The 13,473-nt window shown below is 58.9% G+C and carries 13 protein-coding genes and 1 pseudogene; 3 read left to right on the plus strand and 11 right to left on the minus strand.

The genetic code is table 11. The annotated features are described in order from the left end of the window. Nucleotides 1-131: 131 nt before the first annotated feature. Nucleotides 132-395: pseudogene (locus GTU67_RS04960) on the minus strand (FAD-dependent monooxygenase); the annotation flags it as partial. A 206-nt stretch (nucleotides 396-601) separates the two neighbouring features. Here GTU67_RS04960 and GTU67_RS04965 point away from each other — a divergent pair. Next, nucleotides 602-1,606 (plus strand): helix-turn-helix domain-containing protein, encoded by a 1,005-nt coding sequence (locus tag GTU67_RS04965; RefSeq protein WP_185779041.1) that lies wholly within the window; start codon nucleotides 602-604, stop codon nucleotides 1,604-1,606. Between the two features lie 164 nt (nucleotides 1,607-1,770). Here the strand turns inward: GTU67_RS04965 and GTU67_RS04970 are convergent, their stop codons facing one another. Then, nucleotides 1,771-2,433 (minus strand): 3-oxoacid CoA-transferase subunit B, encoded by a 663-nt coding sequence (locus GTU67_RS04970; RefSeq protein ID WP_221893278.1) that lies wholly within the window; start codon nucleotides 2,431-2,433, stop codon nucleotides 1,771-1,773. An 11-nt stretch (nucleotides 2,434-2,444) separates the two neighbouring features. Beyond that, nucleotides 2,445-3,143, minus strand: coding sequence for a 3-oxoacid CoA-transferase subunit A (locus GTU67_RS04975; protein ID WP_185779042.1), 699 nt, complete (start codon nucleotides 3,141-3,143; stop codon nucleotides 2,445-2,447). A 219-nt stretch (nucleotides 3,144-3,362) separates the two neighbouring features. Between GTU67_RS04975 and GTU67_RS04980 the strand changes: the two genes are divergently transcribed. Then, nucleotides 3,363-4,181 (plus strand): IclR family transcriptional regulator domain-containing protein, encoded by an 819-nt coding sequence (locus GTU67_RS04980; RefSeq protein WP_185779043.1) that lies wholly within the window; start codon nucleotides 3,363-3,365, stop codon nucleotides 4,179-4,181. An 89-nt stretch (nucleotides 4,182-4,270) separates the two neighbouring features. Here the strand turns inward: GTU67_RS04980 and pcaG are convergent, their stop codons facing one another. After that, complete coding sequence (gene pcaG / locus GTU67_RS04985; protein WP_185779044.1) at nucleotides 4,271-4,903, minus strand: protocatechuate 3,4-dioxygenase subunit alpha; 633 nt, start codon at nucleotides 4,901-4,903, stop codon at nucleotides 4,271-4,273. Next, nucleotides 4,903-5,643: a protocatechuate 3,4-dioxygenase subunit beta gene (gene pcaH / locus GTU67_RS04990; RefSeq protein WP_093970294.1), complete on the minus strand. Its 741-nt coding sequence runs from the start codon at nucleotides 5,641-5,643 to the stop codon at nucleotides 4,903-4,905. The genes pcaG and pcaH overlap by 1 nt, the downstream gene beginning before the upstream one ends. Before the next feature lie 116 nt (nucleotides 5,644-5,759). On the opposite strand from pcaH, the gene GTU67_RS04995 reads away from it, so the two are divergent. Then, on the plus strand, nucleotides 5,760-6,692 hold the full coding sequence (locus tag GTU67_RS04995) for a LysR substrate-binding domain-containing protein (RefSeq protein WP_185779045.1): 933 nt from the start codon (nucleotides 5,760-5,762) through the stop codon (nucleotides 6,690-6,692). A 173-nt stretch (nucleotides 6,693-6,865) separates the two neighbouring features. On the opposite strand, the gene pcaCD is transcribed toward GTU67_RS04995, so the two are convergent. The 6 genes from pcaCD to GTU67_RS05025 all read right to left on the minus strand — a co-directional run bounded on the left by pcaCD (nucleotide 6,866) and on the right by GTU67_RS05025 (nucleotide 13,263). Continuing rightward, entirely contained in the window at nucleotides 6,866-8,125 is a 1,260-nt protein-coding gene (pcaCD, locus tag GTU67_RS05000) for a bifunctional 4-carboxymuconolactone decarboxylase/3-oxoadipate enol-lactonase PcaCD (protein WP_185779046.1), read from the minus strand. Between the two features lie 28 nt (nucleotides 8,126-8,153). After that, nucleotides 8,154-9,518, minus strand: a complete 1,365-nt coding sequence (gene pcaB, locus GTU67_RS05005) for a 3-carboxy-cis,cis-muconate cycloisomerase (protein WP_185779047.1) — start codon at nucleotides 9,516-9,518, stop codon at nucleotides 8,154-8,156. Nucleotides 9,519-9,617: 99 nt separating this feature from the next. After that, complete coding sequence (locus tag GTU67_RS05010) at nucleotides 9,618-11,252, minus strand: methyl-accepting chemotaxis protein (RefSeq protein WP_185779048.1); 1,635 nt, start codon at nucleotides 11,250-11,252, stop codon at nucleotides 9,618-9,620. A 250-nt stretch (nucleotides 11,253-11,502) separates the two neighbouring features. Continuing rightward, nucleotides 11,503-12,390 (minus strand): ABC transporter substrate-binding protein, encoded by an 888-nt coding sequence (locus GTU67_RS05015; protein ID WP_185779049.1) that lies wholly within the window; start codon nucleotides 12,388-12,390, stop codon nucleotides 11,503-11,505. Beyond that, nucleotides 12,369-12,524 (minus strand): Rieske 2Fe-2S domain-containing protein, encoded by a 156-nt coding sequence (locus tag GTU67_RS05020; protein ID WP_185779050.1) that lies wholly within the window; start codon nucleotides 12,522-12,524, stop codon nucleotides 12,369-12,371. Before GTU67_RS05020 ends, GTU67_RS05015 begins: the two co-directional genes overlap by 22 nt. 64 nt (nucleotides 12,525-12,588) lie before the next feature. Further along, complete coding sequence (locus tag GTU67_RS05025; RefSeq protein WP_185779051.1) at nucleotides 12,589-13,263, minus strand: TetR/AcrR family transcriptional regulator; 675 nt, start codon at nucleotides 13,261-13,263, stop codon at nucleotides 12,589-12,591. Between the last annotated feature and the right edge of the window lie 210 nt (nucleotides 13,264-13,473).

Consider the following 13,473-nt stretch of genomic DNA (forward strand, 5'->3'; position numbering starts at 1 on the left):
GGTTACGGACTGCCGGACTTCGCAGAGGAACTCAACTACGGAGTCGATCTATCAACCATCTGAGGGTGGTATCAGATTGATGGGGTGAAGGTGCCCCATCAACCATTAAATCCGTATACCCCGTATTTTTTGAAGTCGATGCGGCGCTGTTCGCCATTGAAGCTGAACGATACACCTTCGTGCACCATGCCCTCGCGGTCCATGCGCTCGTTGACCTTGGCTTCGCGCAGCAGGTCGACCAGGCCTTGTTCGAGCACACCGGCGCGAATGCGGCTAAGGACGTATTCGGGCGATTTGCGTTCAAGGATGACGGTGTCGATGCCCTGCAAGTGCAGCAGGTGACCCAGCAGCAGGCCCGAAGGGCCCGCACCGATAATGGCAACTTGTGTTTTCATTTTTTTCATGATGGCTCCTGAGAGTGCCCCAGTTCAAACCTGTGGTGGTGACTGGAATGGCATTATGTTGCGCTTTGTGGGCCGGGAAGGGAATGGATATTTGCCTATAATAATTGTACTTTTCGAAAATAAATATCTAAGCGTTAAGTTCAACCCACTGAAAAATAAAGTATCCTAGGGTGAACCCTAGCGACCCGCTTGTATTAATGACGCAAAAAAATCCCGTTTCATCAAACGCCGCGATACTGACGTCCACGCCCATGCCCACGTCCAGGCCCGCGCCAACGCCGGCACCGGCACCGGCATCAACATCGACGACAACGTCTCGCGTGCCGGTTTACAAGCTGTATGGCGAAAGCGACCAGTGGCTGACGCCGGACATGGTGCATTGCGAACTGATTGCCGACCGCAGCCGCCTGCACGACTGGGAGATCAAGCTGCACCAGCATCATGGGCTGGTGCAGTTGCTGTACCTGAAGGGCGGGACGGCCCGTGTTGGTCTGGATGATCATGTGCACGATATGCAGCCGGGCCATGTGGTGTTGGTGCCGCAAATGTGCGTGCATGGGTTTCGTTTTGCGCCCAATGCCCAGGGGCATGTCGTGACGATGGCTCACCCCTTGGTCGACACGCTGCTGTCAACGTTGGGTGCGGTCGACAGTGGCTTGCTGGTCCCGGAAATCTACCCGCTCGATGTGGAGATCGACGCCTCAGTAGACCTGGCTTTCTCATTGCTGGATCGCGAGTACCGTGGCGCCGCATTGCACCGTGAACGTCTGATGGAGTCGTTGCTGCAGGGCATTTTTATCTGGATCAGCCGGCAAACGGCCAACAATCGGGGCGGCCAGGCGCGGCCGGAAGATCGCGGACGTGAGTATTTCCGGCAGTTCGGGGCGCTGATAGAGCGCCATTACGCCGAAGGCTGGTCGGTAGAGCAATATGCGCAGGCCATCGGCATTACCGCGGCCTACCTTAATTTGCTGTGCAGGCACTGGGTGGGCCAATCGGCCTTGGCGCTTGTTCATCAGCGCATTATTCTGGCCGCCAAGCGCGACCTTGTTTACACCACTATGACGGTCAGTGTGGTGTCGTATGCCCTAGGTTTTACCGACCCAGCCTATTTCACGCGCTTTTTCAAACGGCACGTGGGCGTGTCGCCCAAAGCATTCAGGCAGCAAGCCACTAGTATGCTCGAATTGGCAGGTCGTTAAAGGGCGCCAGGCGGAGCGCAGGCTGTTCTAGTTAAAGCCCGGTTTCTGCAACCGGCGGGGCATTGAGCGTAAGGCCGTGGGGCGGTCGGAACGCTGTTGACGCTCATTAAAAACGCCGCCCGTTTCGGGGCGGCGTTGCGTGCATCACACGGTTTGCTTGTGCGTCAGGCGCGGGCGTCGACCAGCTTGACGGGTACCAATGCTTGCAGCTCGTCAAAGCTTAAACCCTCGACGATATCGATGACACGTGCGCCTTCGGCACCCAGGTCGAATACGGCAACGTCGGTGTAAACGCGGCTGACGCAGCCTATGCCGGTCAAGGGGTAGGTGCAGGCATCGACCAGCTTCGATTCACCGGTTTTGGTGCGCAGATCCATCATGACATAGGTTTTTTTGGCACCAATGGCCAGGTCCATGGCGCCGCCGACGGCAGGGATGGCGTCGGGTGCGCCGGTGCTCCAGTTGGCCAGATCGCCTTTAACCGATACCTGGAATGCACCCAGCACACACACGTCGAGGTGGCCGCCACGCATCATGGCGAAGCTGTCGGCATGGTGGAAAAAGCAGCCGCCCGGCAGCAGGGTAACCGGCTGCTTACCGGCGTTGATCAGGTCGTAGTCTTCTTCGCCCTTGGCCGGGGCAGGGCCCATGCCAATGACGCCGTTCTCGCTGTGCAAGATGACTTCGCGGTCGGCCGGCAGGTGGTTGGCCACTTTGGTGGGCAGGCCAATACCTAAGTTGACGACAGCACCGTCGGGGATATCGACCGCCACACGAGCGGCGATCTGGTCACGTGTCCAGGACGGAATAGTTTGTTGTTCGCTCATGTCAGGATTCCTTAAGCCGTTTTGAAGCCGGCTGGGCCAGTGGCCGTGCGGGGGACTTTAACGATGTGTTTGACGAAAAGGCCGGGGGTCACGACGGTTTCGGGGTCGAGCGTGCCCAGCTCGGCGATTTCGTGAACCGAGGCAATAGTGCATTTGGCCGCTGTGGCCATGATGGGGCCGAAGTTGCGCGCAGTTTTGCGGTAGGTCAGGTTGCCCCAGCGGTCGCCCACTTCGGCCTTGATAAGCGCAAAGTCAGCAAAAATGGGGTATTCGAGCACGTAGTTGCGACCGTTGATTTCGCGGGCCTCTTTGCCTTGGGCCAGCTCGGTTCCAAAGCCGGTGGGGGTGAAAAACGCCCCAATACCGGCACCGGCGGCGCGGATGCGCTCGGCCAGGTTGCCCTGAGGGACGAGTTCGAGTTCGATTTTGCCGGCGTGGTAGAGCTCGTCGAACACGTAGGAGTCGGCCTGACGCGGGAAGGAACAAATGATTTTGCGCACGCGCCCGGTTTTAAGCAGTGCGGCCAGGCCGACGTCGCCATTGCCGGCATTGTTATTGACAATGACCAAGTCTTTGGCGCCGTGTGAGATAAGGCCGTCGATAAGCTCGGCAGGTTGGCCGGCACCGCCGAAGCCGCCAATCATGATGGTGGCGCCGTCGTGTACCGAAGCCAACGCGGCTTCGACAGAGGGAGAAATTTTATTGATCATGTTTTCCCTGCGAACATTGTGTTGAAAATTTTAGAATATGTTCGTATAGTGAACAAATATTCGTATATAGAACTAACCGTGTCTAGCTTAATCAGCCGTGCCGGGGTTGTCAATCTCGGGCCCGGTAAAGGGCGCGTGCGTGCAACAGTGCCGGCCGTCCCGCTACCTTGAAGGTGGGCATTCTTCACTTTGGCGGCCAGTATCTCAACCAGGTTTTTCATGACAGACGCTTCATCACCTATTGCCAACAACGCCTCGGCCGTCGGGTCGGTCCGGCCGGGCGACAGTTATGTCCAGTCGTTTGCGCGTGGTTTGGCGGTGCTGCGCAGTTTTGGTGCCAATGCGCCCGCGCAAACGTTGTCCGATGTCGCCCAGAATACCGGCCTGACGCGGGCCGGCGCGCGACGCATTTTGCTGACTTTGCTGGCTCTGGGGTATGTCTCCAGCGAGGGTCGGCTTTTCCGCCTCACGCCCAAGGTGCTGGAGCTTGGGTTTGCGTATCTGACATCGTTGCCGGTCTGGACGCGGGCGCAACCCGTCATGGAGGCGTTGGTCGAGCAATTGCGCCAATCCAGTTCGGCTGCCGTGCTTGATGGCGATGAGGTCGTGTACGTATTGCGCGTGCCGGCCCACAAAATCATGTCAATCAACCTTGGCGTAGGCAGCCGTTTGCCGGCGCATTGCTCGTCGATGGGCCGGGTATTGCTGGCAGCCTTGCCCGACGATGTGCTTAAGGCACGATTGGCTCAAATGACGCTGACGGCTTACACGCCGCGTACGGTCGTCGATCGCGACGAGTTGTACGAGACCTTGTTGCAAGTCAGGGCGCAAGGGTGGAGCCTGGTGCGTGAAGAGCTGGAGCCGGGGCTGGTGTCGATGGCAGCGCCCATACGCGACATGAGCGGCAAGGTGGTGGCGGCCATTAACGTAAGCGGTTCGGCCGACAAGGCCGATGCCCACTACTTGCTTGAGGTGTGTTTGCCGCGATTGCTGGCGGCCGCCGCCAGAATCAATATGCTGCTGGGCGCAGCACAGTAAAAGTGGTGCTTATAAAGTAAAAAGCGGTACTGGTCTGAAGACCAAGTACCGCTTTGACCTTACGGGCAGTGCCCGATAACGCCGCTAAATCAGGCGTCGAAGAACACAGTTTCGTCTGGCCCTTGCAGGTAGATGTCGAACGTGTAAACCACTTGGCCGTCTTTCTCGGACTTTTGGGCAACCAGCGTTTTGCGACGGCCCACCCATTCGATCCCGTTCAGAACCGGGTCGGCCGCGTTGGCGGCTTCTTCGTCAGAGAAGTACATGCGGGTTTGCAGGCCGATATTGATGCCACGCGCGACAATCCAGAGGTTGATGTGCGGTGCCATGGGTTTGCCATGACGACCGGTGACCGAACCGGGTTTGATGGTTTCGAATGCGTACACGCCGCTTTCGAAATCGGACGTGGTACGGCCCCAACCCCGGAAACTTGGGTCGACGGGCTTGTCGATTTGCTTGTCGGCAGGATGGTTGTACCGGCCAGCCGCATTGGCTTGCCAGCATTCGATAAGCACGTCTTTGATGATGTGGCCGCTGCCGTCAAATACACGGCCTTCGACACGAATCCGCTCGCCCTTGGTTTCGGGCTTAACCAGTACGTTGCCAAAGTTGTTTTCGAAGATATCGAAGCCCGCTTGCTTGGGGGCCAGGCCAATGTGAACGTACGGACCTGCCGTTTGTGATGCGGTTTCTTTCAGGTAAACAGGCGTATTCGGGTTCATTATTTGGCTCCCTGGATGTGGTTTTCGAACAAGGTGGCGCGCGAGCCGCGAATAGTGATGTCGAAGCGGTAGGCCATGCTGTCGAGGGCTACAAACGCGCCACGATCCATTTGGGCGATCAGGCCGCGTACGGCGTCTTCGTTGGGAATGGCGCGCACGATGGGGCAGCCGGGGATGAGCGGGTCGCCTTCGAAGTACATTTGCGTGATCAGGCGCTGGGCAAAGCCGGTGCCAAAAATGGAGTAGTGGATGTGGGCCGGGCGCCAGTCGTTGATGCCGTTGCGCCATGGGTATGGGCCGGGCTTGATGGTGCGGTAGAAGTAGTACCCGTTTTCGTCGGTAATGACGCGGCCACAGCCGCCGAAGTTCGGGTCGATGGGGGCAATGTACTTGTCGTTCTTGTGACGATAGCGGCCCGAAGCATTGGCTTGCCAGACTTCGATCAAGGCGTTGGGAACGGGGCGACCGTTTTCGTCGCGCAGGTAACCGTGCACCAGAATGCGCTCGCCAATGGGCAAGCCCGACTTGGCGTAGTTCATGATCAGGTCGTTATCAAGGGCGCCCAGTTCATCGCGCGAAAACAGAGGACCGGTGATGTCGGACAGATCGTTTTCGATGGAAATGAGCGATTTTTGCGGCGACCGCAATACGCTGGTTTTATAACCGGGGGTGTAGGCAGGCGGATGCCACGTGCGGTCACGTTGCAGAAATTCGCCGAATTGGTCGATAGGGGTCGTCATTGAGGGCTCTCCTGGTTGTTCTGTCTGGTCTGACGTGCAGCTCAGTGGGGCCATCATAATGCGGGCTATGGGTGATGTAAATTGAATTAATGGCGAATATTTGATAACTTGCGGTTATGGAAAATGATCGCTTTCTTCACCGGGTGCGCTTGCGCCATTTGCAGTGCTTTGTCACCGTCGCCCAAGAGCAAAATCTGGGCAAGGCGGCCGAAAGGCTTAACCTCAGTCAGCCTGCCGTATCCAAAACGCTGGTCGAGCTTGAGCACATGGTGGGTGCCGCACTGTTGCGTCGTGGGCGCTTTGGTGCTCGCCTGACGCTTGAAGGCGAGCATTTTCTGGTGCATGCCTTGTCGGTGCTCGACGCCCTCGACGGTGCGGCGCGTGCGGTGGGCAAGGGCGGCGGGGCCTCGCAAGAAACGGTGATTGTGGGTGCATTGCCTACGGTTGCCCCCGACATTCTGCCTCTGGCCCTGACGCTATTTCGGCAGCAGTATCCTCAGGTACGGGTCGAGGTTCAAGTAGCCGCCAATACCGCTCTTCTTGAAAAACTGAAGGCCGGCGAATCGGATGTGGCCGTGGGGCGCATGGCCGACCCGCAAATGATGGTGGGGCTGTCGTTCGAGTTGTTGTATGTCGAGCCGCTGATTGCCGTGGTGAGGGCAGGGCATCCGTTGCTGGAAGGGGGGTTGTCGTTGCCGCAGCTTATTACCTGCCCATTAGTGGTGTCACCGCCTGGCACGGTACCGCGCCACAATACCGAAAACTATCTGGCCGCCCGTGGGCTGAAGTTGCCCGGCAACTGCCTTGAAACCTTGTCGGTATCGGTCGCCCGCCTGGTCGTGTTGCAGTCCGACGCGGTCTGGTTTGCGTCTGCCGGTGCGGTCCGCGATGATATCTCGCGCGGGCTGCTGGCCCGGTTGCCTTTGGCGTTCGAGGGCACCGAAGAGCCGGTGGGCCTGTTACATCGGTCTGATGCGGTACTTAGTCCCCCCGCGCAGGCTTTAATGAAAATCCTGCGCGGGGCCAGTCGGCGCGCAGCAAACGAATAAGCATCCTCGGCGGGGCTATTGCGTCGAAACTAAAAAACAGCAGGCCGGCGAAATATCGCCGGCCTTCTGTTTTTTTGCGGCGTGCAGATTTTTTGTAGGCCTTGGAAAAGCCCTGTCTGTTTTTACTTAACCTATTTCGGGTCGGTAAAAACGCTCGATCTGCATTGCGGTCTTCAGGCGTTCAAAAATTCCTGAACTGCATCAATAAAGGCTTGCGGCTGTTCGGCCACGGCCAGGTGCGAGGCGTCTTTGAGCACAACCAGCTTGGCGCCCGGGATTTGATTGACCATGGTTTCCGACATCGACACCGGGGCGCCCTGGTCCAGCTCGCCGGCGATCACCAGCGTGGCTGCCTTGACCTGGGGCAGGCGGTCGGTGGTATTGACGGTGCCCACGGCGTTGCAGCAGCCGATATAGCCTTCGGCGTCTGTGGTCACCAAACGGCGGCGATACGAGGCCACGGTGGCGGCGCGTTCGGCCCGGAAGCCGGCATGGAAGTAGCGCTCCATTACGGCGTCGGCAATCACTTCAATGCCCTGGGCTTTAACGGTGGCAATGCGTTGTTGCCACACGTCGCGCACCGCATCGGGGTATGCCGATGTCGAATTGGCAATCACTAGTTTCGACACCAGTTCGGGGCGGCGGATAGCCAGTTCTTGCCCCACCATACCGCCCATCGAAAGGCCAATCCAGATCACCGGGCCGCAACCGAGTTCTCCAATCAGGCGAGCGGCGTCATCAGCCAGCGCTTCCATTGTGTACAAGCTGGCCGGTGCGTCGGACGAGCCGTGGCCGCGATGGTCGTAGCAGACGACGTCGTACTCGGCCGCCAGCACATTGGCCAGGCGATCCCACATGGTCAGGTCGCAACCCAGCGCGTGGCTAAGCACTACGGTTTGACGCGGCCGGCCGTTACGCGCGGGGCGGCGGGTGTAATGCAGGGCAGGCTTGCTTTGCGTGACGTGTTCGTGACCGATCCCCGGGTGGCAGGTGTCGGCCGGGTTCAGCGGTGTCAGGGTGTAGCCGATTTCTTCACCGACTTCTTTCAAGATGGCCTGCGCATGGGTAAAGCCGGTGTTGGCTGCCGGTACGCCCGCATAAATGGCGGTTTGGATAATGATTTCTTTCAGTTCGTCGGGTGTCAGGCGGGTTTCGGGTGTGCCCCCGACCAGGCCGGCACGTACGTGCAATTCAAATTCTTCCCAGCGACCCAGCGCCATAGTAATGGCCAGCACCATGGCGCGGCGGGTTTTCTTTTCCAGGCCGGGGCGGCCCCAGATTTCATTCCAGGCAAAACGGGTGATCAGTTCCTGGAATTCGGCGTTGAAATTGGTGGCGCGCTCGAGCGAGCGGTCGACCCAGGCGTCGCCCAGAATTTCACGGCGATTTTTCAAGCCGCGTTCAAAGTCGTGATTGGTCGCATCAAAAGTCATGGTGATCCCTGAGGTTCAAGTATATGGGTTAAGCCAGTTGGGCAAGCAACTGGGGGATAAGCGTGCGGGCCATGGCGGCGCCGCTGCCGGTGGCGTTGACCGGGTCGAAAAGGGCGTCCAGGGCCGATAGATCAAGCTGGGTGCGCAAGGCCTCGTCGGCGTTAACGGCAGCCCGTACCACGTCAGACAAGTGTGCTTTTTCCGTGACGGCGCGAGCGGTCAGGGTTTCCATCAAGTGATGTGCAGCCGGGCGCCCGATGACGCCGGCCAGGTAAATGGACACCGCTTCTGCAAAAATCAGCCCTTGCAGGGCGTCGATGTTTTGTCGCATGCGTTGGGTGTCGATAACCAGGCCGTCCATCGCTTCATGCAATGCCGTCAGCGCACCGTGGGCGCTTAAGAACAGTCCCGGCCATTCGGCCAGTTCGGCCTGCCAGTTGCCCAGCCCGCGTTCGTGTTCTTGCGGCATATTGGCCAGCAACGCAGCAGCGCGATGGGGCGTGCGGCCTGCGGCGGCCAGCGCAATCATGGACGACACCGGGTTGCGCTTGTGCGGCATGGCCGAGGAGCCGCCCCGGCCCTGGCCGGACGGTTCGGCCAGCTCGGCGATTTCGCCTTGGGCCATCAGGCTCAGGTCGGTAGCGATTTTACCCAGGCTCCCGGTTAATACGGCCACCTCCAGGCCCAGGCGAACCCATTCGTCGCGCTGGGTATGCCAGTTGGCTAGCGGGTTGGCCAGCCCCAGGTCGGCCGCCACGCGTTGGGCCACCGCCGGGCCTTTGTCGCCCATGACAGCCAGGGTGCCGACGGCGCCGCCCAGCTGCAATTGCAGGGCGTTGTCGGCCAGCGCTTTAAGTTGGGTGCGACTGCGCACCAGCGGTGCAGCCCAGTTGGCAAACTTGAAACCCAGGCTGGTGACTTGCGCGGGTTGCATAAGTGTGCGGGCCAATACCGGTGTTTGTGTGTGGGCTTGTGCCAGGGTGAGCAAGCGGGCCGCCAGGCTGTTTAATTCGCCGTCGATCAGGGCCAGGGCTTTGCGGGTTACCAGTACAGCCGCAGTGTCGATTACGTCTTGGCTGGTGCTGCCCCAGTGCACTTTGGTGGCGGCCTCGGCGTCTTCGGCGGCCACTTTTTGCGTCAGCGCTTTGACCAGCGGGATGGCCATGCTGCCGGCGCGGCGCGCGGCGACGATAAGGGCGCTGATGTCGAATGTGTCGGCAACGCAGTGCTTTTCGATGATGCGCGCGGTTTGGGCCGGAATCAGGCCTTCGGCGGCCTGGGCGCGCGCCAGCGCGGCTTCAAAATCCAGCATGCCTTGAATCACGGCGACATCGTCGAAAACGTCGATGATGTCGGTGGTGGTCAGGAAGCTGTCAAAAATCGGTACGCTCACGATGTCTCCGGAAATAAAACGGGGCCAACCCTGCGGTTGGCCCCGGTATTGTAGCCTCGTGTAACGCGGCGGCTAGCGCAGCACGGCCGACAGGCCGGGTTAGCCGGCCAGTTTTGGTTCGTCGGAACCCACCTGGGCAGGGCGCCCTTTTTGGCCGACGCCGGTATTGAGCACTGCAATGGCCACGCCCAGGTTTTCGGCCTCGGCCGACAGGTGGCGCACGGTTTGCCCCAGGTCGTGAACCATGTTGGCATTTTGCTGGGTGACGGTGTCCATCAGCGAGACCGCCTGATTGATTTCGGTCAGGCCAGTGGTTTGCTCGACCGATGCCGTTGAGATTTCGGCCATAACGTCGGTGACGCGACGAACCGAGTCGACGATTTCCTGCATGGTGGCGCCGGCACGCGATACCTGTTCGGAGCCCGCGGTAATGCGCGAGTTGGAGTCGTCGATGAGGCTTTTGACCTCTTTGGCGGCCTGTGAGCTTTTTAGCGCGAGGTTGCGGACTTCGCCCGCGACGACGGCAAAGCTTTTCCCGGCTTCGCCGGCCCGGGCCGATTCGACGGCCGCGTTAAGCGCCAGAATATTGGTCTGGAAGGCAATGCCTTCAATAAGCGTGACGATGTCTGAAATTTTGCGTGAACTTTCGCTGATGCCGTCCATGGTATGAACGACTTCGCCGACGACTTGGCCGCCGCGTTGTGCGATTTTCATGCTTTCGTCGGCCAGGCGGCTGGCCAGGTGGGCATTGTCGGTATTTTGCTTTACGGTGACCGTCAACTCTTCCATGGCCGCTGCGGTTTCTTGCAACGACGCGGCGTTGTCTTCGGTGCGGGCCGACAAATGCGTGTTGTTGGCGTACAAGACTTGCGCGGTGTGGGCCGTTGAATGCACGCCGACTTCGACGTCGTGCGCGATACTGATCAGGCTCTTGCGCATGATGTCGAGGTAGAAGTTAAGGTTATTGACCTCATCACTTTTGCCTTCGTGCAGTTCAAGCGTCAGGTTGCCGGCCGAAATTTGCCGCGCCACGCGGGCGGCATCGGCCAGCGATGTAATGGCGCGTTGGGCCACCAGCCAGCCATAGCCCAGCATACCTGCGGTTAGTACGCCAACGGCAGGCCACACAACCCAGGCCTGGCTGGCGGGGACGCCGCCCTGGGCAGCGAACCAGCCGGCAATACCAATAGCACCCAGGCCCATTGCCGACATGCGCAGCAGGCTGGAACGAAGGCTATTGTTAAAGGGCATGGCGGCGTAGTCCAGTAGGCGCAGTACCCCTTTACGGACTTTTTGGCCGCCCTTGACCGTGTGCCAACGCACCTTGCCTTCGTTGATCTCTTGGTAGAAGGCTTCGGCGGCTTTGATTTGCTCTTCGGTGGGCTTGACCCGTACCGAGGCGTAGCATGTGACTTCGCCGTTTTCGACGACCGGGTAGGCATTGGCCAGTACCCAGTAATAGCCGCCGTCTTTACGACGGTTTTTAACAATACCCAGCCAGGGCTTGCCTTCTTTTAGCGTGTCCCACAGGTCGGCAAAGGCCTCGGGGGGCATGTCGGGATGGCGAATCAGGTTATGCGGTTTGCCCAGCAGCTCGTCGCGCGTAAAGCCGCTGACTTCAATAAATGCCGGGTTGGCATAGATAATCCGACCTTTCATGTCGGTTTTGGAAATCAGGTACTGGTCTTCGCGAACAACAGTTTCGATGTTGGTGACGGGCAGGTTTTTACGCATACAGAGTGTGGGTTCCGTTTTTTCGCTACAAGGTGCGCGAGGTTATGTCCGAGCTACGTCTAACCCGCAATTGTAAGTGGGTGAAACTGCCTGCTACCCCAAATTAGCCGGGCAAATTGCCCCTTGCTTGTGTCATTGGCAGTAAAAACCCCTGCCGGATGGTAACCCGACAGGGGTATTAACGACTGAGGCGCCTGGTTGTTTAGTTGATGTAAATCAAGCGCGGCCCAGCTTTGCTACGCCGTTTGGTTTATTTGGCCACCTGCACAAACTGGTTGGTAAACAGGTCGTTCAGGTCGATGCGGTCGCGAATAATGCCTTCTTTCAGATAAAAGTCTTGCAGGGCCGATACGCGTTTGGGGTCGAAGCTGCCGGTGCGTTCCTGGCCCGAATACACATTTTTTGCGTAGTAGGTCAGCACTTGCTCTACAAATTTTTCACGGCCTTTGTACGACGGCATGAACGACACGTATTCGGCAGTGGCCTGTGCTGGGTTGTCACGGACCTCGGCAAACGCTTTCAGCGTGGCGTTCAAGAACTTCTGAATAATTTCGGGCTTTTCGGCAATCATTTTTTCAGACGCCATGATGGCCTGCGCCATACCGGGGAAGTACTTGCCGGTGGACTCGTACGTCATGGCGATGCCGCCGTCTTCAACCATAAAGCCGTTTTCGGGGGCGCCGATCATGCCAATGGCTTTGCCGGTACCCACCAGTTGCCAGATGCCGACAGGGCCGGCGGCTTGCACATCGGTATCGTCGCGCTTCAGCCCGGCTTGCGCCAGTACGGCCAGCGTCGCGTAAAACGAGGTGTCTTGATACGACATGACGGTAAAGGTTTTGCCTTTCAGGTCGGCGGGCGATTTGATGTTGGCGTCGGCGCGCATCATGATCTGGTGCAGGGCCTGGCCACCCAGCAGTGCCACCCCTTTTACGGGGATGCCGTTCTGGCGAAGAATAATCGGGGTGTCGCCCAGCGCGCCGCCCAGTGGTGCGTTGCCCGCGCCCAGTTGCTTGCCAACATCGGCGCCGCCTTTGGCCGTCACAAAGTTCACTTTCAGGCCTTGTTGGGCGTAGTAATTTTTGTTTTGGGCCAGCATGAATGGGGCAAAGGCAATCACGCCTGCCGGTGCGGGCATACGTTTTTAAGAATGGCGGGGGTGCCGTCGGCTTGCCGGTAAATAACGACCGGTTCGTTGCAGATAATGCGGCCTAGCGGCTGCTGGGCCAGCTCGGCGCTGGTACAGGCAACGTACCAAAAGTTCTTAAGCATTTGAATTCACGCATTTAAATTAATTAACGTTAGCGTGAATTATTGGCCCCTTAACAATACTGGGTCAATCAGGGTTAGCGCTAGGTTCTGCCAGCCCATGTAGCATCAGGTCGGTCAGAAAGTTGACATAGCGCGTTTTAAGCTCGGCCGGGTCGGCATCTTCGCCAAATAGTTCAGACAGCAGCGGGCCGGCTGCCGTAAAAAATTCAGTCAGGCCGATTAGCGCAATATGCAAAAAGCGCGGGTCAATGGCGCGAACGGGGGTTTGGGGGTTGTCGTGCAGCATGGATACTGTCAATTGCATCCCGCGCGACGTCACACGGTTTAGCAGGGCATTGTCTTTGCCTTCGGCCGACTTCTGATAAATCTGGTCCAGCACCAGCCGATGAAAGTGCGGGTTGGCTTCAATCAGCTCGATCATGCCGCGCAATCGTGCCGCCAACTTGTCGCCCAATGGTGCGTGGCTTTGCACCGATGGGCGCACGGTGTCGTGCTCGCCTTCTACCAGTTGCTGGGTTGCCGCCGTCAGCAAGCCGTCTTTACTGCCAAAGTAATAACGAATCAGCGCCGGGTGTACCCCCGCGCGCTGCGCCACCGCTGCCAGCGTTAGCGCCTGAGGCGTGGTGTGGCGTAGCTCTTCAATAGTGGCTTGCACCAGGGCTTCGGGCCCCACACCGTCAACAGCGTCGGGGCGGCCCTTGGCGCGGGGTTTGCGAGGTTTGGCGGGTGTAGTGGTCATGGAGTGGTGCTTGTCGTGTTGCGATGGCTTTGGGTACTGATGGCGGCGTAGCCCTGTGGTGCCGAAGTGCAATACGGGGGTACAGCGACCGGCCACAGGTTTTTAATTATCTTAAGCGTGAATTAAGGCCGGTGTAAACCGTCGGGGGCCTGGGTGGGGCTGCCTGTTTGTACTTTTTTTGCGGATGGGGTGTTGGCCTTTAGTAGACGG

It is taken from the genome of Pusillimonas minor, from assembly GCF_014237865.1.
Taxonomy (GTDB): domain Bacteria; phylum Pseudomonadota; class Gammaproteobacteria; order Burkholderiales; family Burkholderiaceae_B; genus Neopusillimonas; species Neopusillimonas minor.

Coding starts and splice junctions, on each gene's coding strand:
- GTU67_RS04975 (WP_185779042.1), bottom strand. CDS start 3,143: ATGATCAATAAAATTTCTCCCTCTGTCGAAGCCGCGTTGGCTTCGGTA.
- pcaCD (WP_185779046.1), bottom strand. CDS start 8,125: ATGACTTTTGATGCGACCAATCACGACTTTGAACGCGGCTTGAAAAAT.
- GTU67_RS05020 (WP_185779050.1), bottom strand. CDS start 12,524: ATGCTTAAGAACTTTTGGTACGTTGCCTGTACCAGCGCCGAGCTGGCC.
- GTU67_RS05010 (WP_185779048.1), bottom strand. CDS start 11,252: ATGCGTAAAAACCTGCCCGTCACCAACATCGAAACTGTTGTTCGCGAA.
- GTU67_RS04970 (WP_221893278.1), bottom strand. CDS start 2,433: ATGAGCGAACAACAAACTATTCCGTCCTGGACACGTGACCAGATCGCC.
- pcaH (WP_093970294.1), bottom strand. CDS start 5,643: ATGACGACCCCTATCGACCAATTCGGCGAATTTCTGCAACGTGACCGC.
- GTU67_RS04995 (WP_185779045.1), top strand. CDS start 5,760: ATGGAAAATGATCGCTTTCTTCACCGGGTGCGCTTGCGCCATTTGCAG.
- pcaG (WP_185779044.1), bottom strand. CDS start 4,903: ATGAACCCGAATACGCCTGTTTACCTGAAAGAAACCGCATCACAAACG.
- GTU67_RS04980 (WP_185779043.1), top strand. CDS start 3,363: ATGACAGACGCTTCATCACCTATTGCCAACAACGCCTCGGCCGTCGGG.
- GTU67_RS05015 (WP_185779049.1), bottom strand. CDS start 12,390: ATGCCCGCACCGGCAGGCGTGATTGCCTTTGCCCCATTCATGCTGGCC.
- GTU67_RS04965 (WP_185779041.1), top strand. CDS start 602: ATGACGCAAAAAAATCCCGTTTCATCAAACGCCGCGATACTGACGTCC.
- GTU67_RS05025 (WP_185779051.1), bottom strand. CDS start 13,263: ATGACCACTACACCCGCCAAACCTCGCAAACCCCGCGCCAAGGGCCGC.